Source organism: Fluviicola taffensis DSM 16823, from assembly GCF_943372375.1.
In the GTDB taxonomy this organism is placed as follows: Bacteria; Bacteroidota; Bacteroidia; order Flavobacteriales_D; family Crocinitomicaceae; genus Fluviicola; species Fluviicola taffensis_A.
In genome coordinates this window covers 140212-164340 of the sequence record NZ_CALRYJ010000003.1, presented here as the reverse complement: position 1 = coordinate 164340, position 24129 = coordinate 140212, and the positions used below count along the sequence as shown (strand labels likewise).

Genomic DNA, 24129 nt, shown 5'->3' with positions numbered 1-24129 from the left:
TATGACCTTTTCTATCGTCATTCCCCTACATAACAAGGCGCCATACGTTTGTGAGACGCTGCAATCCATTGTTGACCAAACGGTATTGCCTTCAGAACTGATCATCGTAGATGACAAAAGTACAGACGGAAGTTTGGAATTGGTGAAGCGTTTTTTTCAAGAGGTCCCCGAAAGATTCAAAACGGTACAGGTCGAAATTGTGGTATTGGAAGAAAATCGCGGAGTGAGTTATGCCCGCAATCTCGGTTTTTCTAAGACAAGCGGAGACATCATTAGTTTTATTGATGCGGATGATTTATATGCTCCGGAATTTATCCGACGGACAACCCAATTGATGGAAGGTCATGGAATGGATTTTCTGGTGCTTGGAATTCAATTGTTTCCAAGCGGAATTTGTTACCCGAATTTCAGAAAAATAGTGCCCGGTCTTCAGGAGGTGGAAACAAATGCTTATCTCATGAAAAATCCGTTAAAAACAGTTACTTCTCGTCATTTTGTAATGGGAGTGGGGAGCAATGTAGTCGCCAAACGAAAGTGGATGGAGGGCGTTCAGTTTGACGAAAACGCGCGTTTTTACGAAGGAATTGATTTTTGGTATAGAGTCCTGAAGGAAGTGTTGAGTGCTCCGAATCCGAAAGTTGGAATGCTTATGGGGAATTATTTGCATGTGCGGGAAGTAGATGGAAGTTTATCCAGGAAAAAATACCACAGCTTCAGGGAACTGACGCTTCCACCGGTTTTGGTTCGTTATAAAAAGAGCCGTGATCGCTACGATAAATTGCTCATGGGAGTTGTAGGCGCACGATGGATCGCACATTCGTTCGGAAATTTGAGTTCCCTGAAGCAGAAAATCCGCTTTATAATTCGCTATGCCGCTTTGTTTCCACGCCAATTGTATTATCTCATCCTGAGCAAAATCAATTAAAAGAATGTAACTATGGATATAATAGGTTTAAAGGAGCATTTTCAACACGTCAGAATGTCCGCTTTGTGGAGCGATTATTATAGCAAAACGGAAGATTTTTCACTAGCATCGGTGCTAGATAAACAAGTATTGCGGGAAACGCTGGTCTCTAAATTCAATTTACAGGAAGAAAAAGGAGTTTATCTCGTGAGATCCGGTGGATCTACGCAAAAACCTTTGGTGTTTCCGGTAGATATACAGGAAAATTTGGCTCAGCGTCAATTGTTGGCCAATGAATTGGTTGCAAATGGTGTTTTCTCCTCAAGTACGATTGCATTGAACGTATTTAGCTATGGGGATATGTATCGTACAGCATCTATTATGGATGATATTTTAGACAGATGTTCGGCAACTACTCTGGCTTTGAGTGCAACTTCGACTTACGAGACCATGGCAGCAGTATGTGCCGATTTTCAGCCCAATACATTAATGGGAACGCCTTCCAAATTGGTCTTATTTGCCAGATTTCTGCAAAAAGAAGGAATTTCGTGTCTCTTTGACAGTGTTTTGTTTGCAGGGGAGTTCTTGCTTCCTTCACAACAGGAAATTCTTTCTGAAGTATTTCAGCCCAAAGCCATTTATTCGATGTATGGTTCAACCGAAACGGGCATTTGGGCCTGGGCACATTACTCTAAAAACCCCCGTGCGTTTCATTTTCTGAAAGAAGTAGTTGTTGAGATTTTCAATCCGGATTCGGAAGGGTACGGTGAAATTGTCGTAACTAACCTGATCCGTAAACGTTTTCCTTTGTTTCGCTACCGTATGGGAGATATTGGTAAAGTTGTGGTGGAAAACGACCGGGAAGTATTGCTGCTGAAAGAGCGGGAACAAAAGTCCTTTTCACTTCATGAAAGCGCTTATTTTTTGCATGATTTCGAACCTTTGCTACAAGGAATCGACCGTTTCCAGATACAATTATCTTTGAAAACAGATCTGCTCACTCAGGTACGTTTCTTATTGGTGAAGCCACAAGTTTCGTTGGCTGAAAGAGAGAAATTGATCCAACAAGTTAAAGATGGAATTGATCAGATTATCGAATGGGATCCGAGGTTTGCAGCTATAGATGTAGAGTTGGTGGCAGAAGACGCATTGTATATCAATCCAACCACTTCCAAAACCCCATGGATTGTTGATTTTAGAAATTAGTTTCCGGTCACCAATCAACCACGCTGAGCCACGTCTTTTAAGAACCGTTTTGCTTAAAAATCCTTATAAACCCTTCCTTTCAGGATGGGGAACAACAACAGGGATTTTAGAGCTGGAAGTTGGTGAAGTACCCAGCTGATGAAATCTCACGAAAAATTCTACCATCTGCTCATTTTTTCCGTCGAATAGCGAATTTAGTTCGATAGGATTATTATATTTGTTGCACTTCGAAAACTAGCAATGATAAAAAACGATATCTACGAACTATACCAAACAATGGAACGAGAAAACATCTTGTTATCATTTAAAGGTGTAGTTACTTCGGAATTATTATCGTCTGTTCTTTCAATCATGGAGTCCAAGATGGATTACATGGACGAGTCTCCAAAATTGAAGAAGAAAGTTTTCAATGTTTTGGTTGAATGTTTACAAAATTTGTATCATCACATAGATTCCAACGAAGATCAAGACCGAAATATTACACGAATTGAGGTAAAATCAGCGTTGTTTATGATTGCCAAGAACGACGACCATTTTGTCATTAGAACTGGGAATTACATTGATAAGGAAAGCGCAGTTGATTTGGAAAAGCGTTTGGATACCATCAATGGAATGGACAAGGAAGAATTGAAAAAGTATTACCAGGAAGTGCTTAGTAACGGAACCTTATCGGAGAAGGGAACAGCAGGTCTTGGAATGATTGATATTGCAAGAAAATCAGGAAACAAACTGGAATATCAGTTTTTACCAATAAATGATGTAAATAGTTTTTTCTGTTTGAATATAAAAATCGATTAAATAAGAATATGGAAAATTTACACCTAGAAGGATCAGCAAAAACACCTTCGATCCATTTTGATGCCACTACTGGAAAACTTGAGTTGAAAGGTCGTTCTATTCCTGAAAACTCAGTGGAATTTTACAAACCCTTGAATGATTGGATCGATGCCTATGGAAAGGATCCGATCGGAGAAACATCTGTGGATGTGAAGCTAGAATATTTTAACACCTCTTCTTCCAAGTGCATTTTGGACTTGTTTAAGAAATTGGAAGCTATTTCCGGTTCTAAAACAAAAGTTGTCGTGAACTGGTTCTTTGAAGAAGATGATGAGGATATGGAGGAAGCTGGTCAGGATTACCAGGCAATCATCAGTTTGCCCTTCAATATCATTGAAGTAGAAGAAATTTAATTCAAATCCCTTCGGCTTAGCCGAAGGGATTTTTTTTATGTCAAAAACAATAGGAATTACAGGAGGAATTGGTTCAGGAAAGTCAATTGTGTCTAAAATTTTACAATTGATGGGCTATCCTGTATACTCATCCGATCAGCGGGCAAAAGATCTCATGACTGAAGACCAGTCGATTGTCGCCGGTTTGAAAAACTTGTTCGGAGAAGAAGCCTACACAAATTCAACCTTGAATCGCCCTTACATTGCAAACCGTATTTTTCAAGATGATTCTAAACGAATAGCGATGAATAATTTGGTGCACCCGGCGGTGAGGGCAGATTTTCAAAATTGGATAAAAAACCAAAAATCACCCATCGTATTTCAGGAATCAGCTTTGTTATTTGAAACGGGAAACTATAAAACCTTTGATGGAATCATTTTAGTAACTGCCCCTGAAAAAGTGCGCATGCAGCGAGTTAAAGAGCGGGATCAGTTGACAGATGAACAAGTTCAATCAAGATTCAACGCACAATTATCCGAAGAAGAAAAAATGAAATTGACCGATTACATCATCTCCAATGATGGGAATCAATTGCTAGTTCCGCAAATTCTGGATTTATTGAGAAAAATATAACTTGCTCCGGAGTTTAGACGATTTTTTATCAACTGATTAGTTTACTCTTCCTCTGCGTTCTTCGCTATGAAAATTCAGGGTAGTAATTGAGCCGCTAAGAAGTACGCAAAGTTTTATTTATATCCTCAGCGCTCTTATTTCCTTTGCGGTTTATCGAAAAAAAGAGTTCTGCGTTGGATGGAGGTTGATTAGCATAAATTCACCACCTCATTATTTGGTGGTTATTAATTTTGCGTAATCTCCGGTAGAAAATGATCTATTCCACCTCTTCGTAATCGTCGAAGTGATTGTCAGAGCGATCGTTTTTGCTTGGCTTATCATCATCAATCCCTTTCTTTCCAAAAGCCTGTCCTGAGAAAATGACGCTTAAGGCATTGAACATGCGAAGCAACATTCCGATAGTGAAGAAGAAACCGACGATTTTAAAGATGAAGCCAAAAATGGGAGTGTTTTCAATATCCATGATATTGGTATAAAACCAAATGGAAATTGCATTTTCTCTAAATTCAGGTTTCCAAAGCAAAAAACAGAATACCGCCATTGCCAAAGCAACAATCCCAAATTCGATTCCCATTTTAGGTTTGGGTCCTTGCTTTTCTGCCAGGTTCCTTCCTTGAATTTGAATCGACATCATGGCTCTGAATTGCATGTTTTGAACTTTCCCGATAAAATACATCAGTAAAATGAGTCCCGTTGTGATGGAAGTAGACAAATTCCCGTTGGGATTATTTGTGCAAAAAAGAATGGCAACATCTGCAATAAGCAGGTATTGAACGGTTTTAAAAGCCAACCCCAGTGGGTATGACAGGGGGATTCCGCCTCGGAGAAGTACCACCCCGAATTTTAAAATTCCCCAAATAAAACTGAAGATCGCTAAAATGACACCCAGTCGAAAGATTAAACTGATAAATTCCACAGAGCAAAAATGGGAAAAAGAGATGAATCTAACAACTTGTTTTAGCAGCGTATTGGTATATTTGGGCAAAATTGTACGTATGAAAAATGTTTTGGTTGGTTTTATTGTGTTTCTAGGCTATGCCCTTCATGCCGAAGAGGGGATGCTTATTCCATCTTTGCTTCAGGCTTTTGAGTCCGACATGAAGGCAAAAGGAATGAAACTTTCAGCAGCAGATATCTATTCGGTGAATAATGCTTCCCTGAAAGATGCGATCATGCATTTTGGTGGTGGATGTACTGCGGAGTTAGTTTCAGAAAAGGGATTGTTATTGACCAATCATCACTGTGGTTTGGATGCCGTTCAAAGACATTCATCTACAGAGCACGATTACCTGAAAAACGGTTTTTGGGCAAAGCAATTTAGTGATGAGCTTCCAAATGCAGGACTTACAGCAACACGTATCGTTCGAATCGAAGATGTAACTGAAGCAATGATGTTTGGAATCCAGGGATTGGAAGATGGAAATAAGATCGGCGAGGTTTTGAAAAGAAACATGAAGAAATTGATTGAGGATGCAACAAGAGGAACGCATTATCAGGGAGATGTTCAGGCTTTTGATTATGGAAATAGTTTTTACTTAATGGTAAAAGAAGTATTTACAGACGTGCGCTTGGTTGGTGCTCCTCCAAGTTCGATCGGAAAGTTTGGTGGCGACACGGATAACTGGGTTTGGCCAAGACATACGGGAGATTTTTCGGTGTTCCGCATTTACGCCGGAAAGGATAACAAACCTGCAGACTACAACGCGGAAAATGTTCCATACACACCGATCAAACATTTGAAAATTGCATTCAATGACCGTAAAAAAGGCGATTTCACCATGGTTTATGGATTTCCAGGTCAAACAGAACAGCATTTGACTTCAGGAAACCTGAAATACTACATTGAGAAGCAACGTCCGATGGAAATTGACATGCGTACGAAAAGTTTAGCGGTGATCAATGAAGCGATGACGAAGTCTGATTTGACACGAATCCAGTATATGGCAAAACAAGCGCGGATTGCAAATGCCTGGAAGAAATACATCGGTCAAATTGACGGTTTGAAACAATTGGATGCCGTTTCATTAAAAAAGAAGTTTGAAGCGGAGTATATTGCAAAAGCGAATTCAAAAGAAGAATGGAGTAGGTATGCTCCTTTGATCGACCGCATGAATAAATTGGTGGATGAAAAAGGGGTGTATGAATTCAACTATACACTTTTTGTAGAATACTTGTTTGTTGGACCTGAGTATTTCCGTTTGGCAAGAGGAATGGAAGATTTGGAACGGAATTATGGCAAATACCGCACGAATAATGAATTGGACGCGAAGGTTAAAGCCATGATAAAAGGAGCAGATGGGTTCTTCAAAAATTACGACATAGCCGTCGACAAGGGAATTTTCGATGTACTTACACCGACCTTCAAAAATTATTTGGATAAGCGTTTTGTGGTTCCTTCCTTGGCTACTTCCAAACTTTCGGAAGCGATCTATTCCAAATCGATTTTTGTAAACAAGGAAAAATATGTGGCTTTTCTCAACAAATTGACTGAAAAATCATTTGCGAAGTTGGCGAAAGATCCCGGATACAAATTGTTTGTGGAAAGCTTCAACGTCATGCGCAACGAAATTGCAGCAGGCTCTAATGATTACAACCTGGAGATGGATGCCTTACTGAAGGATTTTGTAGAAGGAAAATTAAAAATGTTCCCTGATGGAAAAAACTGGCCGGATGCGAATTCAACTTTGCGTGTGACGTACGGTTTATTGGAAGGTTCTGCACCGGTTGATGGAATGGCTTATACAGAGCATACGACATTGAAAGGAATGATCGATAAGTACAATACAGGCAATCCTGATTTCGATCTGGATCCTAAAATGATAGAATTGTATAAAGACAAGAAATACGGCAATTACGCTCAGAATGGAGAGTTGTGGGTTTGCTTTACAGGTTCGAATCACACGACAGGTGGAAATTCAGGTTCTCCGGTATTGGATGCAAACGGGAATCTGATGGGATTGAATTTCGATAGAAGTTGGGAAAGCACCATGAGTGATTTTTATTTCGATCCGAACCGTTGTAGGAACATCGTTGTAGATATCCGCTATGTGATGTGGGTAATGGATGTGTACTGTGGCGCGAAAAATCTGGTCGACGAAATGGTATTGGTTAAATAACGGATTGATATAAAATTTGTAGGCACGCGATGCTTCGCATGCCTACAATCATACAAAAAAAACAAAGGGCGTACCGGATATCCGGTACGCCCTTTGTTTTTAATTTCAATCCTGAATCATTTCTCAGGCATAATATCCATCTTCTCTGCAAAATGAAAGCAGTAATCTCTCAAATCCTCAGCGATCAGGTTTTCTCCCGTTGCTTTTTCAAACGTGTCCGCCATTGTGAGCAAGGTTTGATGAAAGAATTGTTTCATTTCCTCAATCGACATGTCTTTCGTCCAAAGGTCGATTTTCATGGTGTTGTTATCTTCCGGATTCCACAATGAAAGCATCATTGCTTTTGCCGGGGCATTTGTAATTCCGCCATCATCTGCGGTCCAATGCATTTCTAAAGGTAAGTTGTTTGCGTTAAGCCCAATTTGTACTTTTATTGAAGATTGTTTGCGTACGATTTCTTCTTCCATTTTTCTTGTGTTACGAATGTTTGCAAAATTAGTCATTAGCGTGCAAAGTTGCATCTTAAACCGAAGTTTATACAACCTTTAACTGATCGCTAATCGTCGATTTCGTATTCTGATAATAATTCGTTGTATGGTTTGTCGATCAATTGCTGCAAAGTTACATCATATTGTTCCATGTAGCTACAAACAATGCGGTATCCCAAAAATTGTCCCAGACGATCGGCTCCTTTTTGAGAAAACCCGGAAGTGAAAGGACCTTCCTGTAAGAATCCTGCCTGATCGGTTTCGCTTTTGACAAACAACATGTTCTGTTTTACCAGGTGCTCCCAAAAAGCACGTTCATTTTTCAATGCCCAGTCGTAATCAGCGGGATTATATCTCAGTAAGATGCGTTCTTCCTGTTCGGGTAAAGCTGCTCTTGTGATGTACAGGATTTTTCCCCATTGAATCATGGCTTCTATGTTATTCATGTCTTTTCCCGGTTCGCAGATATGAGTCAGGACCCAGGAGCAAATGGCATCGCGTTCAAGATATTCAGGTTCCATTGCTTTCTTGATCCATTCATAGAAAACATCACCCGGAAGTTCTTTGATAACATCCGTCCTGGCTCCCAAATAGCGTTCCAGCCCGATTCCAATTTCGGATTCTGTACAGTACATACTTGAAGAGAAAAAAGAATTCATAAAAACCAATTTTTTTGGCAGTTTGGCTTTGGGTAAGTGAACCTGAATGCGTTTGAAACCATCAGCGATCAGTTTCTTGGAATCTGCCAGTTTGGTAAATTTTTGATCAATTCGCAGGGATAACCGCTTATAATAAGGATTGCGTGTAAAATCTGACCAATTCGCCTGAAAAGCAGTGTCTTTCGGTAAGCCGGTCTTGTAACAATAATAGAATTGATAATCAATGATTTCAGGAATTTCCTGAGATAATTCAAAGAGTTCGGAACCTAATTGTTCGTCAGGAGTGTGCTTGAGGATACTGTCCAGTTGAATGCTCTCCAATTGGTACTTACTGCTTGAAATGTCTACGTTTAACGCATCATTGGAACAGGATTGTATCACAAGCAATCCCGAAGCTAATAAAGGAAGCAATCCGATTTTTCGTGTAAATTTCATATTGGTCAAAAATAATCATTCTAGTCTCAATGAAAGAAACTATATTTGGCTGACTTTTATATAACTTATGAAAAGATTAATAGTAACATGTTTGGCTGTAAGTGTTTCAGCTTTAACTTTCGCTCAAGACAAACCCGCTAGTTCAGATAAAAAAGTGAACATGGGTCTTGCTTATCAATTGGGTTTAAACTTCACTAAACCGGGAACAAACGTTATCGAGAAAGATGGTGTTGGTGTTCAAAACGCATTTGGATTGAATATCAATTTCAATTTCAATGACAACATCGGTTTTGCTACAGGTTTGGAATTTGATTTTGAATCCTATAAAATAGCAGTGAATGCAATCAATGGAAATACGTACTACTATTACAATGATAAAACAATCATTCAGGAGGAGGACGTAAAAGATCCCAATACAGATAAAGTATTCCAATTGACAGGTAGAAAGTACAAGAACATTTATGCAACGATCCCAACCATGTTGATGTTCCGTACAAATGCTTTGGGTGATTTCCGTTACTACGGAAAATTCGGAGCAAGAACAAGTTTCCTGGTGAAATCTACTAAAACAGATCAAGGGAATATCTTCGGAAACGGAGCAGATGGGACAGCTATTGACGCGATTGAATTAGGATCGTCAATTTACCCTTCAACAACTTCAGAAATGGAAGGGATGAAAACTCCTTATGGAAACGATGTAAGCATTATCCGTTGCTCATTAGGTTTGGCAGGTGGTGCACAGTGGAACTTTACAGGAAACACGATGTTGTTTGCTGAATTAGGGTTTTACTACGGATTGACTCCAATTAATATTGAAGGAAGTGGAAAAAATAAAACATTATTCAATAGAAATCCGGGTGCTCCTGGATCAAGCGATTATTTCGGTTTGAAAACGACTCAAACTCAGTTTTGTTTGAAAATCGGTATTCTGTTCTAAATAAATACGGAAATCCTTCTTATAAATCCCGTTTTGGCTAAGCCGAGACGGGATTTTTTTTTATTTTTACTATCGAGATTTATGGAAAAAGAACTACAAGTAATCGATTATATATCAAATTGGTTGAAGCAATATGCATTGAATGCAGGAGTTAACGGGTTTGTTATTGGAATATCCGGTGGGGTAGACAGTGCTGTCACTTCAACTCTTTGCGCAAAGACCGGACTGCAGGTACTTGTTTTGAATATGCCAATCCGCCAAACAAAAGCGGAGTTTGCAAGAGCAACAGAACACATCGATTGGTTAATGACTCATTTTCCAAATGTAGAAGCCCATACAATTGACCTGACGGATACGTTTCATCAACTCGAGAAAACACTTCCGGCACAAACAGTGGGAAATCACTTGGCAATGGCGAATTCCAGAGCGCGCTTACGGATGACGACCATCTATGCTTTGGGTCAGACACATGGACTTTTGGTAGCAGGTACAGGAAATAAAATAGAAGATTTTGGAGTGGGATTCTTTACCAAATACGGCGATGGAGGAGTTGATATAAGCCCGATAGCTGACCTGACCAAGACAGAAGTTTTTGAATTGGCCGGATCCTTGAATATTGTCGAATCCATTTTGATAGCAAAACCAACGGATGGTTTGTGGGAGGACGGTCGCTCCGATGAAGATCAGATGGGGGCAACCTATCCCGAATTGGAATGGGCTATGGATTTCAGTGGAAATGAAGAGACCTTGAATCCGAGACAGAAAGAAGTTCTTGCAATTTACCGTAAATTAAATAGGGCAAATAAGCACAAAATGGAACCGATTCCAGTTTGTTTACTTCCGGAAGGCATCAAATGATCAACAAACGGACATTACTTTTTTTATGCTCTTGCATTGTTTTACTTCAATCAGTTGCACAAACCGATTTTAATCGATACCAACCTCTTTGCAGCAAGGGAGCTGTACCCAAAGATTTTTCAAATTCCACCCTTTCAAAGATCAAGCAGGACAACAGGGAAGACCTGAAATCCTTGAATGGCAGAAAAAGGGAGTTTTTTGTAGAACAGATCAATTATTCCATAGATGAGATCCTGCATTCGGGAAACGTCACTTTTGGAGATACCATCAGCAAGTATATTCAGGGTTTAGGAGACAGACTGATTGCCGGAGAAGAAGATCTGAGAGGGAAATTGAGGTTCTATGTCTACAATTCAACTGAAGCGAATGCGTTTTCCACAAGACAGGGTATTGTTTTCGTAACCACCGGATTGATTGCGCAACTTACCTCGGAAGCTCAATTGGCTTTCGTATTGTCACACGAGATTATCCATTATCAGGAACACCACGTACTGGATTTGTTTGAATACGCAACCAAAGAAAAGTTCTATTCCTACAATGAAAAAGCACGATTCCTGAGTAATTACTCACGGGAAAATGAATTGGAAGCGGATCGTTTGGCAGTTAAGATGGTTCACGATGCCGGATACAAATCGAGTGAAATAAATAAGACCTTTGACGTATTGCTCTACTCTTATCTTCCATTTGAGGAAATGAAATTGGACGCAGCTTATTTCAACACCGATGAAATGTACGTCCCGGAAATGTATTTCCGTTTCAAGCGGAACGAAATTTCAGCGAAATTCAAATACAACGACTACCTGATGTCTCATCCGAATCTGGCTAAGAGAAAGGAACAGGTTACAGATCAGGTATCCAAATTTAAGGATTGGGAAAAAGAATTGTTGTATGAAGATAGCCTTCAGTTCTTTTATATCCGGGATATTTCCCGATTTGAGTATGTCCTGAATAAAGTTTACTCCGAAGAACCGGTAGAAGCTCTTTATGCCATTTATATTCTCGAAAAGAAATATCCGGAATCTGAATTTCTTAGAAACTATAAGTCTCAGGCTTGGTTGGATATCATGAAGGCTTCCATCAAGAAAGAAACCGCTTTATATACCTCGTTTTCTTCGTTGAACAGGAAAAGGGTGAAATACTACGAGGGGCAGATCTCCATCCTGAATCAGTTTATTACAGTGCTTCCAAAGGCAGGGAAACTGACTATGGGATTGCGGATCATTTATGATTCCTATCATGTGGATACGACGAATGTGATCGCCCGGAAATGTTATGAGACAGCCATCCATCTGTTGGTTAAAAGCGATGATTTTGAGATGAGTAAATTTTCAACGAAGACCTTCTCACAGACATTGGCTTATCTCCATGAATTGAAACAAGATACCTCCTCCAAATCAAAATTACATGCCGTAGAATGGGATAAGTATGCCGTAATTGAAAATCAGTCCAAAGGAATGACAGAAGATTTTGGGATTGATTCCACTAAGTTCTATATGTATGGAATTTCGGATATTATCCGCGATAGCAGCTTTACCAAAACATTCAGGAAGTTCTCCGATAAGAAAAGCGTCCTTGATAAGGATAAAGATGAATTCAATCTCATGACAGACGTAGAGCAGTTGAATCTGGAGTACTTCAAGTATGATGAAGAAATTCATTTGAAGATGGATTCCGTTCTGTTGTTCCAGCCGGCAATTTTTGAAACAACCAATTCAAGTGAGATAGATGTATTCAAGACCTTTAAAACAAGGGATTTGGTTTTCAAGGAGATTTACGATAACGCAAGCGACCTGAATATTCATGTGGAAAGCCTCAGTCTCAAAAACCTCGAAATTTTGGGAGCAGAGGATTGGAATAATTATTCGATGCTGCAACGCAGTTTGACGCGCGCTATCAGTGATTATGAGAACGATTATTTTGTGCTCGATGTAGTGGATCTGAATCGGGTGAAAACCAAATTCGGAACAGAAAAATTATTGTTTCTGGAATACCAGCATACCTATGCTCCTGATCTGTATTTTGGAAATGTGGCTTTGTTTACGGTATTGCTTCCTGTAGGACTGGTCTATTTTCCCATTGCGATCCTTTCAGGTCATTATTCGGATTGGCAATTCTATGTGTTGGATTTGAAAACAGGGGAATTGGTCTTAGACCGGTCTTATTATGTCAATGAGCCTGCATCGAAACACAATATCGGTTCCCGGTTGAATGGAATGTTCCATCAATTAAAACAAGCAAAAAATGAGTATTAAGAAAGCATTCCTTTTTTGCTTGATTCTGGTTGGCAGCTTGTTTTCGAATGCCCAGGAAGTCGGGTACTACAAACACCGCATTTTTTTGGAATTGGATGGACAAGGACAAATTCCATTGTTACAGAATGTTTTTGGTGAACGGAAAGGGTATGTTTCGAAGAATGGAACACTCAATAGTTCGTATAATTTGCTTGATCTGGCTTATCGAGCGAGTTTGAATGTCGCGATTTCTGAGTCGGTAGGGTTTGGAGTGGAATTTTCACAGCGCTTTTACAAGGTGAATTTACAGTCAGTAGATGAAATTACACGGAATTTTAAAGATACCAGCGGAAACATGATTTCGGAATACCTAGCTGCAAAAGTGGCTTATCTTCCCATTCGGGAAAGTGTTTTCATGCCGAAAGTATTGATCTCATTGAACGATAGCCGCATTCCTTGTGGTTTCGCCAGTGAGATAGGAATTGGTTATTCGTTGATTCAGCTTCCAAATAGAAATTTAGCTGTTGAATTAGTGGATTCACAAGATCCCAACCAACTATCCCAATTAAAAGAAAAACTATTGGATTCACGTGCTGAGGAATTCCGCGGAATGGTTTTCATGTATGGTTTCAGAATGAATTATCCGATTACGAAACGGGTATTGTTCCACATCGGTTTCCGTTACCAGTATGCCATCCAATTCAGCAAGAAGAAATTCAGACGAATGGATGAATCCGAATATTGGTTTTCCGGAAGAGAAGTGTGGTCGAAAGTGAATTTGAGAAGACAACTCGGAATCTTCAGTTTCGGAACAGGATTGACGTTTACTTTGTAATCTCTCAATACTCGCACTCCAACTCACACTATTAAGTTTGGAGTTTGAGATTTGAGTGTGGAGATTTCAAAAATTACTCCGCTTCCGGAGCCAATCTCAAAACAATCCCATCAATTTCCTCTGAAATGTGAATCTGACATCCCAAACGGCTATTCGACTTCACAAAGAAAGCCTGGTCGAGCATGTCCAATTCCGCATCACTTTGCTCATCCAATGGCGTGTCGGATTCCAAATAACATTGACAAGTCGCACACATGGCCATTCCACCACATTCACCTTTCACCGGAAGTTCGTAAGCTTTGCAAAGTTCCATGATATTCATGTTCATGTCTGTGGGAGCAGTCAATTCATGTGCCAACCCTTCTCTATCAATAATCGTTACTGTAATATCAGCCATTGGGATTTTTTTGCAAAGGTACTAACTATTCCAAGTGATAATTCCGAAAACACTATATTTGATTAAATAAAATCCCCCTTTCATGCGACTGCTGATATCCCTTTTCTTTGTTCATTTTTGCTTTGTGGTTTCGGCTCAGTCAAACCAGTGGGTTGAAAATTCAGAGTACTTTAAAGACAAATCCCCTTATCAATTAAGTCCTTATCTTTTTGAAGATGGATCTTTTCAATTAACAGAAGGAAACTATCGGTTCAAGTTTAACAATCAAGGAATTCTGAATAAGGAATTGGTGCAGGAAATTACGGCGCAAGAAGCTGATTCCGATCAGAAAATGAGCGGCTGTACCGCTTATGACATGAAAAACAATATCCGGTATACACTTGCCGATAATATCATTCACATAGAACAGATGTTCCCGGATAGGGAGAACGAGTACAAAGCAATCCCGCTTGAGAAACAGGAACACGTAGTAAAAAGTGTGTGGGACGAGTACTCGAATAATTCCAATCATGTGGATGCGGGAATCATCACTTCATTGGAAGGCAAAATTATCTTGTATCAGACCTATTATGCCATATCCGCAAATACACATCCCGATTTATTCAAGCCGAAAGGAATCAACACTTATTTGAGATTGAGCATTGTGAATTTGAAGGATTATACTGTTTCATACGAATACCTTTTAATCGATGTGTTTAATCCCGCTTTCGGGAAGAAGAAGGAAGTCCTGGATCTGTTTGATTTCAAGTGTATCGGGATGAATTCAAAACAAGAATTGTTATTCAGTATCAGCAAAACTGCTTTCAAGGATCGAAATGCACCACCACTTTCCCTAAGTGATTATAAAAGTGTGGATTACTGTAAAGCGAACGCCGATATTTGGTCAATCAGTCTAACCGATTTTTCCCAAAAGAAAGTATATTCGACTTTGATCGAATCGCCACTGAAAGCTGAGTCAGTTAGTTTCACTTCCGGGAACAATGGATGGATGCTAACCTGGACGGAGGCAAAAGAAGATTATTTCACCTTTCATGCACGTTGTTTCCAATTGGATGCGGATTACGATATCAAAGAAACGGTCATTCATTTTCCATCCCCCGATTTAAAGCTTGTGAAACCACAAACACCTAACCTGCGCATTTTTGATGGGCTGAATGGTCAAAAGTTATTTTGCCTGGAAGTTCCGAATTATCCTTCGGTTTTTATCATGGATGAGCATTCAAAGCTCGAAGTAAGGGATAATAGTACCTTGAAATGGGATTTGAACAAGGATTATGTGTTGTCCGACTCGGAAATACTGTGTCTACCTTGTTTACGGGAATTTCCAGCAGATGAGTTGAAGCCCTTGTCTGATTTGCCCGGATCGATTCCGTCAACTTCCCTGCATAAACGAACCTTAAAGTTCAGAAAAGTGGGAAATACCATTTTCTATCTGCACATGGAGACATTGAATAAATTGGTCGAGACGGGGCATGTGGAGAAAATCCAGAAATTGTTTCTAAAGACGGGAAAAATCTCCTTATGAAGTAAGAGGTAGTACATTTTGCAATGACTACCTCTCTATATAGTGTCGTTCCTGTCTATCCCCGGCAGTATCGTCGGGGGAAGGAGGATCGGAAAGCTTCCGCCGAGGCGGAAACTATAATTGATTCAAATTTACAAACTTTTGAAAGGTGAGACGATACTTGTTGTCTGTTTGGTTCATTTTATCGTTAGATTTGCGAAAAAACAATCAACATGAAAACAATTTTAACCAGCACCTTTATTTTAATGGTTGGCGCTTTATTTGCCCAAAATTCCGTAATCGATTTATCGGATATTCTTCTCGAGAAACGCGATAATATTAGTATGAATCAGATCTATATTCAGGAAGATGGTTCATTCCAATTGGTCACACAGGAACATTTTTACAAGTTTAATTCGGATGGGAAGCCGGTAGGACAGCCGGAAGAAAATAAAACACCTCAGGCATCCTATAAAAATGGAACATCTGATCCGATTTCAGGATATGCAGTAAAACAAAACATGGTGTACGATTATGATGGGAATGGACATTTATCTTTATATAGATTGAATAGCAATAGTCCTAATGAATTGATAGACTTTTCTTTTCCAGCTCTGGAATCTGTAGGAAATGTTTTGAGTAAAGCTTCCGGGGTGATTGAATTTGTAGACGATGAAAATGTGGTTCTTATCCTTGGGTACGCTGCCCGATCTGAAAATTCACACAAAGGAGCAAAGACTCCCAAAGGGGTTTATAATTCGTTTATTCGTGTGATTAAGGCAAATATAAAAACAAAGAAAGTAGAAGATTCCTTCCATTTTATCGATAAAATCACCGGTCCGGCTAAACAGTTTGACGTTAGAGTTAAAATCAATGGATTGGAAGGGAATAAAGTGAATTTCGGAGTGTTTGTTGGAAGTTCTGTCGGAGGTGAGTATGAACCGAAGACCAAAGTACAAGGGACTTACCAGCTATGGGAACTTGACCTGGAATCAAAAGAAGAAAGTATGATTACGGAAGTGCCTGTCAAGACATCCGATAAAACGAGGTATTGTTATGTGTTCTTTGGAAGTAATATTTATACTATTTGGACGGAGGAACTTCCCAAATCAAATAGTTTCGCTCTTTTTGCTTCTACTTCGAGCTATAAAAATGGTGAGTGGTCTGAAGATAAAATCAGCTTTCCTGCAGATGTGGTTTCACTTAAATTTCCGGGTGCACCTTTAATTCCTTCGAGTCATAAAATGAAAGATGGAGGTATAGTTTATTATATCCAGGGAGATTTTGCGAAAACAAAACAAGATAAAACGATCAGAAATCGTTTGGTGATTTTGAACGAAGGTGGAGAGGTAACGTTTAAAGATCTGCACAGTAACGTACAGGCATGGATGCTTGGTTATTTGGACGGAGAAAAATATATGAATTATGCTTTGGATCATGAGCTCACCAAAGAAGAATTGGATAAATTGGGTGAACCACTTTTGAAAAAATCTGCAATGAATTATCTATATACAGGATCAGGAGTTACGTCCCGTAAAGTAGGGAATGAGTTGATGCTGATCCATTATGATTGGAGAGCAACAAACGGAAAACCGGATTATATGCTGGAGGTTATTAAACTGCCTTTGTAACTCAATAGATTAGACATTTCATAAAACAAGTCGGGGCGAAAAATTTTTCGCCCCGACTTGTTTGTTTTTTTATCTGTCGAAATTACATCATTCCCGGCATTCCACCTGGCATACCATGTGAATGTGCACCTTCCACTTCCGGCTCATCTGCAATGACACATTCTGTAGTCAATAGCATTGCTGCGATTGATGCTGCGTTCTCTATTGCAATACGAGTCACTTTAGTCGGATCGATTACACCTGCTTCATACAAGTTTTGGTATTGGTCTGTGCGGGCATTGTAACCGAAGTCACCTTTTCCTTCACGAACTTTCTGAACAACTACTGCACCTTCACCACCTGCATTCGCGATGATTTGACGCAACGGCTCTTCGATAGCACGTTTTACAATTGCGATACCTGTTGTTTCGTCGTCATTAATTCCTGTCAAGGTCTCTAATGCATCCATTGCACGAATCAATGCAACACCTCCACCCGGAACAATTCCTTCTTCTACGGCAGCTCTTGTTGCAGCTAAAGCATCGTCAACACGGTCTTTCTTTTCTTTCATCTCAACTTCCGTAGGAGCTCCGATGTAAAGAACAGCGACACCACCAGCCAATTTAGCTAAACGCTCTTGCAATTTCTCACGATCGTAATCTGAAGTGGTAGACTCCATTTGTGCTTTGATCTGACCGATACGCGCCTGGATATTTTCTTTTTCTCCTGCACCGTTGATAATCGTCGTATTGTCTTTGTCGATCTCTACTTTTTCAGCAGTTCCCAACATGTCCAAAGTTGCAGTTTCCAATGTCAAACCACGCTCTTCTGTGATAACTTGTCCACCTGTCAAAATTGCGATGTCTTCCAACATAGCTTTTCTGCGGTCACCGAATCCCGGAGCTTTTACAGCCGCAATTTTCAATGATCCACGTAAACGGTTTACAACCAGTGTAGTTAATGCTTCACCATCTACATCTTCTGCGATAATGATCAATGATTTACCATTTTGAACAACCGGTTCCAAAATCGGAAGCAATTCCTTCATGTTGCTGATCTTCTTGTCGTAGATCAAGATCAAAGGATGCTCCATTTCAGCAATCATCTTATCTGTGTTTGTCACAAAATAAGGAGATAAATAACCGCGGTCGAATTGCATTCCTTCTACTGTTTTTACGTCAGTTTCCGTTCCTTTTGCTTCTTCAACAGTGATTACACCATCGTTACCAACTACTTTCATTGCTTCAGCAATCAATGAACCGATCGTTTCATCATTGTTAGCAGAAATAGTTGCGATTTGCTTGATTTTGTCGTTATCAGAACCAACTTCTTTGGACATTTTTTTCAAATCAGCGACAACAGAAAGTACTGCTTTGTCGATTCCTCTTTTCAAGTCCATCGGGTTTGCACCGGCAGCTACGTTCTTTAATCCCGCTGTAATGATTGCTTGAGCCAGAACGGTTGCAGTTGTAGTTCCGTCTCCTGCAATATCTGCTGTTTTTGAAGCTACTTCTTTCACCATCTGAGCCCCCATGTTTTCGATAGGGTCAGCCAATTCAATTTCCTTAGCTACAGAAACACCATCTTTTGTTACTTGTGGAGCTCCGAATTTTTTTCCGATTACAACGTTTCTTCCTTTTGGTCCAAGAGTTACTTTCACGGCATTCGCCAATGAATCAACACCTCTTTTAAGCTTCTCACGAGCTTCAACATCAAAATAGATTTGTTTTGCCATTTTCCTTTTACTTAATGATTGTTTGTGTCTAAACGAAGTTCTTATTACCCAATGATTCCGTAGATATCACCTTCTTTCATGATTAGGTAGTCTTTCCCGTCAATTTTGATTTCAGTACCTGAATATTGACCGTAAATAACCGTATCGTTCACTTTTACCAGCATTGGCTCGTCTTTTTTACCAACCCCAACTGCGATAACTGTTCCTTTTAATGGCTTTTCTTTCGCTGTATCAGGAATGATAATACCACTTGCTGTTACTTGCTCTGCTGCTGCAGGCTCAATTAGCACTCTATCCGCTAAAGGTTTAAATGTTGTTGACATATTGTTATTCTATTTAGATAAAATTTGACGATTCCTATCGGCTAAGATTGTGCCAATGTAGGTATTGTGTCAATTTTTCATTTTTACGGGGGATATAAACAAAAAAATGTCAGTATGTGTGACATACTGACATTTCAAATTCTTTTATAATCGATTGACTATTTCGGCTGCGGAGTACCTTGCTGACCTTGTGTAGCTGGTCCACCCGGTTGTTCTTTTTTCGGTTGTTCCTTTACTTTCGCAGGTTTCATCATCGTTGTCAATCCAATACTCGCAACCAAGATTACTGCTGCAAGTGTCCATGTTGCTTTTTCGATAAAATCATTTGTGCGTTGTACACCGCCAAGTTGCTGTGCAGCACCAAAATCAGAAGATAAACCTCCTCCTTTTGGGTTCTGAACAAACACAACTACGATTAATAAAACGCTTGCTAATACTAGTAAAATTGAAATTAATGGGATCATTTTATGAGGTAATTTTTTTCTTTAATTCTTCTATTTGGAGTGCAAATAAACTCTTTTTTTCTGGAAACGCCAAACTTAATTGATGATAAACGTGAATTGCTTTGGGAAAATTTCCCTGTGCGGCATATATTTTGGCTAAAGTTTCCGAAACCGGAATCTTATCATCGTCCAAACTTTCTTTCGCTTTTTTCGAAGGAGAATAGAATTCGGTCTTCGGTTTGGGCATGCTTGGGCTCTTTTCTATGAACTTATCGATGATTTCCTGCTGCACATTTTTTGCGTCAGATTTCGGTTCAAGGATTGGCGTTTTAAGAATCGTTTCGCCCTTCAGCTTTTCATCCTGATCGGATGAAACTTCAGTCTTCGGTCCATTAGCTGACAGATCCCCTTCTTCATGCTTACCTGCTTTCAACCAACTGGTGAAAGAACGCTTTGAATCAGGTTGAATAACACTGGAAGTTGGTATTTCCTCGTGCGTATGAGGTTCAATGTATGGTTCTTCTATTGTTTCTTCGTTCTCAATCTCAATTGGTGTGAGTTTGAGTTTTGAGTATGGGATTTCTTCATCCTCATTCTCATTCTGATTCTGTTTCTCATTCTGATGCAGATAATCCTGAGCTAAGGTTGCGGCAACGGTTTCAAAATCGAAAATATCTTTTACCTCTTGAGTGTCTACAACTTCTGAGATTTCGTCAATCGTTGGCGCGGACTCTTCCTCTTTTTCAGATGGAACTTCAGTCTCCGAAATCTCTGTTTTCTCTTGTTTTGCTTCAACAACAATCTTTTCTATAACAGGCTCTTTCTCCTCCTCTCGAACAATCTCTAAAACAGGAATAATTTTTTCCTCTTTCTGTTCAGCTTGAATGAAAGGAGTGAGGGTTTCTTCCTCATTCTGCTTCTCCATCTCATTCTCAATGAGTGCTTCGCCTTCAAATGCGGAATGCAATAAGTGAAATAAACGCGAACGGTCGGATAATTTATAGGCTTGTTTCGGTAGGACTTCATCCAGGTGAACGGATTGAAAACGGGAAACTCCCTGCAGGTATAAAAGTGAATAAACGGAAGAATACGGGTGCTTTTCAGATAATTCGCGCAATACATCCACATCTTCCGAACGCATGAGTTCCGGGCGCAGGATGAATTCGGCTATTTGTTCTGTATTCAGCATTACCAGTTGGATAACAATTTATTCACTACGTCCTGAACCACTTGCTGGTTAATGGATTCCAATAAACGTGTTTCCACATCCACCAATTGCTCGCTGGATTCGTAATCGGCAAAACGCGAACTTGTAAACTCCATTTTCTCCAAACCTTTTGTAGGTGTAAGTATAGTGAAATTAACTGACACTGTTAAACGGTTCTTGGCTGCCAAATCTCCTTGTTGGATTGCAATAGGGGTGGTGTTATAACCGGAAATGATTCCACTGATCTTGATTTGTGAATCTTCCAAATTGGAAGCCAGTCTTAGACGGGTATTGTTTTGAACACCGCTTCTTAGTTCTTCGGCGAGATTTGCGGGATAATTGGATGGTGCCGTTGTTGCGGTGAGTTCCAACGGAGTGATGTAGAATTTTTTCCATTCTTCAGGCATCGAGTTATCGATGGGGTTCATGAAGGATTTCGGCCAGCAGCTAGTCAAACCGGCTAGTAAAATGAGTATGATCGAGAGTTGTTTCATCCTTGGATATCGTATTCTTTAATTTTACGATACAAAGTTCGTTCCGAAATCCCCAATTCCTCCGCAGCGTACTTTCTTCTCCCGCGATGTTTGTCTAATGCTTTCTGGATCAATTCCTTCTCCCGATCCTCCAAAGACAACGATTCCTGTACTTCTTCGTGAACTTCATAATCCTCTGTCTCCGGATCTTCATAAAGAACGGGTTTTACCGCTTCAGTTTTAATTGGAGTAGGAGGTAAGATACGCTGTTCGCCCAAATTGATATCGTGATACAAACGATTCACAACGGCTGCCTGATCATTCGACAAACTGAATTCTCCTTGGTTATTTAATAATTCAACGACCAGTTTTTTCAGTTCGTTCAAATCGTTCTTCATGTCGAAGAGGAACTTATACATCAATTCGCGCTCATCGATTTTGGTTTCTTGAGCACCAACCACTGCGGGAAAAAATTCTTCTGCCTGCGGTAAATAAGATTGTAAGCGTGGACCATCAATATCGCGTTCCTGCTCGATTACAGAAATCTGTTCTACCAGGTTTTTCAACTGACGGATATTTCCCGGCCAATGATATGCCTGTAGTAATTCAACTGCATCTCCTGTCAATTTCACTGCCGGCATGCGGTACTTTTCAGCAAAATCACTGGCAAATTTCCGGAATAGCAAGTAAATATCTTCCTGTCGCTGACGCAAAGGAGGCAATGGAATGGGGACAGTACTTAATCTGTATAATAGATCCTCCCGGAATTTTCCGGATTGGATTGCTCGGTGCATATTTTCATTCGTAGCTGCAACTACGCGGACATTGGTCTTGATCACTTTGGAAGAACCTACGCGGATAAACTCACCGGTTTCCAATACGCGCAGTAAACGAACCTGCGTCTGCATTGGTAATTCCGCAACTTCATCCAGGAAAATCGTTCCTCCATCCGCCACTTCAAAGTAACCTTGTCGGCTTCCTGTTGCTCCGGTAAAAGATCCTTTTTCGTGACCGAATAACTCGGAATCAATCGTTCCTTCCGGAATCGCACCGCAGTTCACAGCAATGTATTCGTTGTGTTTGCGTGTGCTCAACTGATGAATGACCTGTGGGATAATTTCTTTACCCGTTCCGCTTTCACCGGTTACCAGAACCGAAATATCTGTTGGTGCCACTTGCATAGCAACTTCTAACGCACGATTCAGCTGAGGAGCATTTCCAATGATCCCAAATCGCTGTTTGATTTGTTGAAGTGACATGTTACTCATCATTTAAATTTAGACTAGTTGACGTGATTTACCAATTCTCCCATCAAGGTTGCTGAAGTGGAATCTGTAATTTTAACCAGGACATATTCGCCCTTCTTTGCATTTCCTTTAGGGAATACCACTTTCGAATTTCTGGCGTCACGACCGCAAAAATGCTCTGCAGAACGCTTCGAAGGTCCCTCAACCAATACTTTAGCGATTTTTCCGATTTGATTTTTATGAGAAGCTGCCGAGTTTTCCAACTGCAACTCAATAATCTCTTCCAGGCGTCTACCTTTCACTTCTTCGGGAATATCATCCGCGAATTTGCGCTCAGCCAATGTTTTCGGTCTTTCCGAATACTTGAACATGTAAGCAAAATCATATCCGACTTCCTTCATCAAGGAAACCGTTTCCTGATGCTCTTCCTCTGTTTCACCGCAAAAACCGGTGATGATATCCGTTGAAATGGCACAATCGGGAATGATGCGCTTGATTGCTGCAATGCGATCTAGGTACCACTCACGTGAATACCCGCGATTCATGCGTTCCAATACATTCGAGTTCCCGGATTGAACCGGTAAATGAATGTAAGGACAGATATTTTCGTATTTCGCCATCATTTCCAACACATCATCCGTCATGTCTTTGGGATGGGAAGTGGAAAAACGAATGCGTAAATCCGGGTGGATCAAAGCAACCAGTTCCATTAATTGAGCAAAGTTTGTAGTTGGGATAGATTCATCCTTGATTACACCTTTGCTGCTCATATTCCAACGGTAACTGTCTACGTTCTGTCCCAATAAAGTGACTTCGCGGTATCCGTTGGCAAATAAATCTTTACACTCCTGAACAATCGTAAGCGGATCTCTGGAACGTTCTCTTCCTCTGGTAAACGGAACGACACAGAAAGAGCACATGTTGTCACAACCACGAGTAATGGTGACAAATGCACTTACTCCACCTTGATCCATTCTCACAGGAGAAATATCTGCATAAGTCTCTTCACGAGAAAGTAACACATTCACAGCTCGCTGACCGGTTCCAACTTCGTCTATCAGGTTCGGTAAGTCGCGGTAAGCATCCGGACCAGCTACCAGGTCAACCAATTGTTCTTCTTCCAGCAAGGATTGTTTCAAACGCTCGGCCATACAACCTAAAATTCCAACAACCAGGTTGGGCTGGTCTGCTTTGCGCTTCTTGAATTCCGTCAAGCGATTGCGAACGCGTGTTTCTGCATTTTCCCTGATAGAACAAGTATTAATCAGAACAACGTCTGCCTCATCGATGTTTCGGGTGGTCGTATAGCCTTCTTTCGTCATAATGGAAGCCACAACCTCACTATCACTGAAATTCATCTGACAACCGTAACTTTCCACATAAAGCTTTTTGGAGCCGGTTCCGCCTTCCAAAATGATTGCTTCTCCCTGTCTGCTCTCGTCAATAACTTTATTTACACCGTGATCCTCTAACATGCTTGAATTTTAAAGAGTGCAAAAATAGTTTTTATGACAGACATGTCAAAATGTCATGGCGTTATCTGTGTTAATTTTTTCGAAAATGAAGTTTGTTTTTCTGTGAAATTTGGGTTTTCAAAAAAATATAAACTATAGTTTAATAGAAGCTTCGAATTTTTTCAAACCGGATTATCTTGTTTTTTGTTTTTAAAACCGTTTATATTTGCACCGATTCGAATTGTTTCGATCCGGAAAACCTTA

At 40.1% G+C, this 24129-nt stretch carries 23 protein-coding genes; 12 read left to right on the top strand and 11 right to left on the bottom strand.

Going from position 1 to position 24129, the window contains the following annotated elements:
* The first annotated feature begins 1 nt into the window (after position 1).
* From AAG807_RS06470 to coaE, 5 genes are all read left to right on the top strand, one after another.
* On the top strand, positions 2-925 hold the full coding sequence (locus AAG807_RS06470; protein ID WP_341901743.1) for a glycosyltransferase family 2 protein: 924 nt from the start codon (positions 2-4) through the stop codon (positions 923-925).
* A 12-nt stretch (positions 926-937) separates the two neighbouring features.
* Complete coding sequence (locus AAG807_RS06465; protein WP_341901741.1) at positions 938-2110, top strand: hypothetical protein; 1173 nt, start codon at positions 938-940, stop codon at positions 2108-2110.
* 240 nt (positions 2111-2350) lie between these two features.
* Positions 2351-2908 carry a SiaB family protein kinase gene (locus AAG807_RS06460; protein WP_341901740.1) on the top strand — a complete coding sequence of 186 codons (558 nt, stop codon included), beginning with the start codon at positions 2351-2353 and terminating at the stop codon, positions 2906-2908.
* Positions 2909-2916: 8 nt separating this feature from the next.
* Positions 2917-3300, top strand: coding sequence for a DUF1987 domain-containing protein (locus AAG807_RS06455; protein WP_341901739.1), 384 nt, complete (start codon positions 2917-2919; stop codon positions 3298-3300).
* A 37-nt stretch (positions 3301-3337) separates the two neighbouring features.
* Positions 3338-3913, top strand: coding sequence for a dephospho-CoA kinase (coaE, locus tag AAG807_RS06450; RefSeq protein ID WP_341901737.1), 576 nt, complete (start codon positions 3338-3340; stop codon positions 3911-3913).
* A gap of 256 nt (positions 3914-4169) precedes the next feature.
* Here the strand turns inward: coaE and AAG807_RS06445 are convergent, their stop codons facing one another.
* Positions 4170-4748, bottom strand: a complete 579-nt coding sequence (locus AAG807_RS06445; RefSeq protein WP_341901735.1) for a hypothetical protein — start codon at positions 4746-4748, stop codon at positions 4170-4172.
* Between the two features lie 160 nt (positions 4749-4908).
* Here AAG807_RS06445 and AAG807_RS06440 point away from each other — a divergent pair, with 160 nt between their 5' ends.
* On the top strand, positions 4909-7029 hold the full coding sequence (locus tag AAG807_RS06440) for a S46 family peptidase (RefSeq protein WP_341901733.1): 2121 nt from the start codon (positions 4909-4911) through the stop codon (positions 7027-7029).
* Positions 7030-7145: 116 nt separating this feature from the next.
* Here the strand turns inward: AAG807_RS06440 and gldC are convergent, their stop codons facing one another.
* Both gldC and AAG807_RS06430 read right to left on the bottom strand, forming a co-directional pair.
* On the bottom strand, positions 7146-7496 hold the full coding sequence (gene gldC / locus AAG807_RS06435) for a gliding motility protein GldC (protein WP_341901731.1): 351 nt from the start codon (positions 7494-7496) through the stop codon (positions 7146-7148).
* Positions 7497-7585: 89 nt separating this feature from the next.
* On the bottom strand, positions 7586-8611 hold the full coding sequence (locus AAG807_RS06430; protein ID WP_341901729.1) for a hypothetical protein: 1026 nt from the start codon (positions 8609-8611) through the stop codon (positions 7586-7588).
* 67 nt (positions 8612-8678) lie between these two features.
* Between AAG807_RS06430 and AAG807_RS06425 the strand changes: the two genes are divergently transcribed.
* The 4 genes from AAG807_RS06425 (at position 8679) to AAG807_RS06410 (ending at position 13472) form a co-directional block, all read left to right on the top strand.
* The gene (locus tag AAG807_RS06425; RefSeq protein WP_341901727.1) at positions 8679-9548 is read left to right on the top strand and encodes an outer membrane beta-barrel protein; all 870 of its coding nucleotides are present in this window, start codon (positions 8679-8681) and stop codon (positions 9546-9548) included.
* A gap of 81 nt (positions 9549-9629) precedes the next feature.
* The gene (nadE, locus tag AAG807_RS06420) at positions 9630-10406 is read left to right on the top strand and encodes an NAD(+) synthase (protein ID WP_341901725.1); all 777 of its coding nucleotides are present in this window, start codon (positions 9630-9632) and stop codon (positions 10404-10406) included.
* Positions 10403-12658 carry a M48 family metallopeptidase gene (locus AAG807_RS06415; protein WP_341901723.1) on the top strand — a complete coding sequence of 752 codons (2256 nt, stop codon included), beginning with the start codon at positions 10403-10405 and terminating at the stop codon, positions 12656-12658. Before nadE ends, AAG807_RS06415 begins: the two co-directional genes overlap by 4 nt.
* Positions 12648-13472 (top strand): hypothetical protein, encoded by an 825-nt coding sequence (locus AAG807_RS06410; protein WP_341901721.1) that lies wholly within the window; start codon positions 12648-12650, stop codon positions 13470-13472. The genes AAG807_RS06415 and AAG807_RS06410 overlap by 11 nt, the downstream gene beginning before the upstream one ends.
* Before the next feature lie 73 nt (positions 13473-13545).
* Here AAG807_RS06410 and AAG807_RS06405 read toward each other — a convergent pair whose 3' ends face one another.
* On the bottom strand, positions 13546-13869 hold the full coding sequence (locus tag AAG807_RS06405; RefSeq protein ID WP_294860907.1) for a 2Fe-2S iron-sulfur cluster-binding protein: 324 nt from the start codon (positions 13867-13869) through the stop codon (positions 13546-13548).
* Between the two features lie 82 nt (positions 13870-13951).
* On the opposite strand from AAG807_RS06405, the gene AAG807_RS06400 reads away from it, so the two are divergent.
* On the top strand, positions 13952-15394 hold the full coding sequence (locus AAG807_RS06400) for a hypothetical protein (protein ID WP_341901719.1): 1443 nt from the start codon (positions 13952-13954) through the stop codon (positions 15392-15394).
* 212 nt (positions 15395-15606) lie between these two features.
* A complete protein-coding gene (locus AAG807_RS06395) occupies positions 15607-17004 on the top strand; it encodes a hypothetical protein (protein ID WP_341901718.1) in 1398 nt (465 codons plus the stop codon).
* An 82-nt stretch (positions 17005-17086) separates the two neighbouring features.
* Here the strand turns inward: AAG807_RS06395 and groL are convergent, their stop codons facing one another.
* The 7 genes from groL to miaB all read right to left on the bottom strand — a co-directional run bounded on the left by groL (position 17087) and on the right by miaB (position 23886).
* Positions 17087-18718: a chaperonin GroEL gene (groL, locus tag AAG807_RS06390; RefSeq protein WP_341901717.1), complete on the bottom strand. Its 1632-nt coding sequence runs from the start codon at positions 18716-18718 to the stop codon at positions 17087-17089.
* A gap of 44 nt (positions 18719-18762) precedes the next feature.
* On the bottom strand, positions 18763-19041 hold the full coding sequence (locus AAG807_RS06385) for a co-chaperone GroES (protein WP_341901715.1): 279 nt from the start codon (positions 19039-19041) through the stop codon (positions 18763-18765).
* Between the two features lie 158 nt (positions 19042-19199).
* On the bottom strand, positions 19200-19505 hold the full coding sequence (gene secG, locus AAG807_RS06380) for a preprotein translocase subunit SecG (protein ID WP_341901713.1): 306 nt from the start codon (positions 19503-19505) through the stop codon (positions 19200-19202).
* 1 nt (position 19506) lies between these two features.
* The gene (locus AAG807_RS06375) at positions 19507-20673 is read right to left on the bottom strand and encodes a hypothetical protein (RefSeq protein WP_341901712.1); all 1167 of its coding nucleotides are present in this window, start codon (positions 20671-20673) and stop codon (positions 19507-19509) included.
* Positions 20673-21185 (bottom strand): LPS assembly lipoprotein LptE, encoded by a 513-nt coding sequence (gene lptE / locus AAG807_RS06370; RefSeq protein WP_341901709.1) that lies wholly within the window; start codon positions 21183-21185, stop codon positions 20673-20675. Before lptE ends, AAG807_RS06375 begins: the two co-directional genes overlap by 1 nt.
* On the bottom strand, positions 21182-22423 hold the full coding sequence (locus tag AAG807_RS06365) for a sigma-54 dependent transcriptional regulator (RefSeq protein ID WP_341901707.1): 1242 nt from the start codon (positions 22421-22423) through the stop codon (positions 21182-21184). Before AAG807_RS06365 ends, lptE begins: the two co-directional genes overlap by 4 nt.
* A 23-nt stretch (positions 22424-22446) precedes the next feature.
* Positions 22447-23886 carry a tRNA (N6-isopentenyl adenosine(37)-C2)-methylthiotransferase MiaB gene (gene miaB / locus AAG807_RS06360; protein ID WP_341901705.1) on the bottom strand — a complete coding sequence of 480 codons (1440 nt, stop codon included), beginning with the start codon at positions 23884-23886 and terminating at the stop codon, positions 22447-22449.
* Between the last annotated feature and the right edge of the window lie 243 nt (positions 23887-24129).

What these genes read in the sequence shown, in the direction of transcription:
- AAG807_RS06470 (WP_341901743.1), top strand. Translation starts at nt 2, where the DNA reads ATGACCTTTTCTATCGTCATTCCCCTACATAACAAGGCGCCATACGTT.
- AAG807_RS06465 (WP_341901741.1), top strand. Translation starts at nt 938, where the DNA reads ATGGATATAATAGGTTTAAAGGAGCATTTTCAACACGTCAGAATGTCC.
- AAG807_RS06460 (WP_341901740.1), top strand. Translation starts at nt 2,351, where the DNA reads ATGATAAAAAACGATATCTACGAACTATACCAAACAATGGAACGAGAA.
- AAG807_RS06455 (WP_341901739.1), top strand. Translation starts at nt 2,917, where the DNA reads ATGGAAAATTTACACCTAGAAGGATCAGCAAAAACACCTTCGATCCAT.
- coaE (WP_341901737.1), top strand. Translation starts at nt 3,338, where the DNA reads ATGTCAAAAACAATAGGAATTACAGGAGGAATTGGTTCAGGAAAGTCA.
- AAG807_RS06440 (WP_341901733.1), top strand. Translation starts at nt 4,909, where the DNA reads ATGAAAAATGTTTTGGTTGGTTTTATTGTGTTTCTAGGCTATGCCCTT.
- gldC (WP_341901731.1), bottom strand. Translation starts at nt 7,496, where the DNA reads ATGGAAGAAGAAATCGTACGCAAACAATCTTCAATAAAAGTACAAATT.
- AAG807_RS06430 (WP_341901729.1), bottom strand. Translation starts at nt 8,611, where the DNA reads ATGAAATTTACACGAAAAATCGGATTGCTTCCTTTATTAGCTTCGGGA.
- AAG807_RS06425 (WP_341901727.1), top strand. Translation starts at nt 8,679, where the DNA reads ATGAAAAGATTAATAGTAACATGTTTGGCTGTAAGTGTTTCAGCTTTA.
- nadE (WP_341901725.1), top strand. Translation starts at nt 9,630, where the DNA reads ATGGAAAAAGAACTACAAGTAATCGATTATATATCAAATTGGTTGAAG.
- AAG807_RS06415 (WP_341901723.1), top strand. Translation starts at nt 10,403, where the DNA reads ATGATCAACAAACGGACATTACTTTTTTTATGCTCTTGCATTGTTTTA.
- AAG807_RS06410 (WP_341901721.1), top strand. Translation starts at nt 12,648, where the DNA reads ATGAGTATTAAGAAAGCATTCCTTTTTTGCTTGATTCTGGTTGGCAGC.
- AAG807_RS06405 (WP_294860907.1), bottom strand. Translation starts at nt 13,869, where the DNA reads ATGGCTGATATTACAGTAACGATTATTGATAGAGAAGGGTTGGCACAT.
- AAG807_RS06400 (WP_341901719.1), top strand. Translation starts at nt 13,952, where the DNA reads ATGCGACTGCTGATATCCCTTTTCTTTGTTCATTTTTGCTTTGTGGTT.
- AAG807_RS06395 (WP_341901718.1), top strand. Translation starts at nt 15,607, where the DNA reads ATGAAAACAATTTTAACCAGCACCTTTATTTTAATGGTTGGCGCTTTA.
- groL (WP_341901717.1), bottom strand. Translation starts at nt 18,718, where the DNA reads ATGGCAAAACAAATCTATTTTGATGTTGAAGCTCGTGAGAAGCTTAAA.
- AAG807_RS06385 (WP_341901715.1), bottom strand. Translation starts at nt 19,041, where the DNA reads ATGTCAACAACATTTAAACCTTTAGCGGATAGAGTGCTAATTGAGCCT.
- secG (WP_341901713.1), bottom strand. Translation starts at nt 19,505, where the DNA reads ATGATCCCATTAATTTCAATTTTACTAGTATTAGCAAGCGTTTTATTA.
- AAG807_RS06375 (WP_341901712.1), bottom strand. Translation starts at nt 20,673, where the DNA reads ATGCTGAATACAGAACAAATAGCCGAATTCATCCTGCGCCCGGAACTC.
- lptE (WP_341901709.1), bottom strand. Translation starts at nt 21,185, where the DNA reads ATGAAACAACTCTCGATCATACTCATTTTACTAGCCGGTTTGACTAGC.
- AAG807_RS06365 (WP_341901707.1), bottom strand. Translation starts at nt 22,423, where the DNA reads ATGTCACTTCAACAAATCAAACAGCGATTTGGGATCATTGGAAATGCT.
- miaB (WP_341901705.1), bottom strand. Translation starts at nt 23,886, where the DNA reads ATGTTAGAGGATCACGGTGTAAATAAAGTTATTGACGAGAGCAGACAG.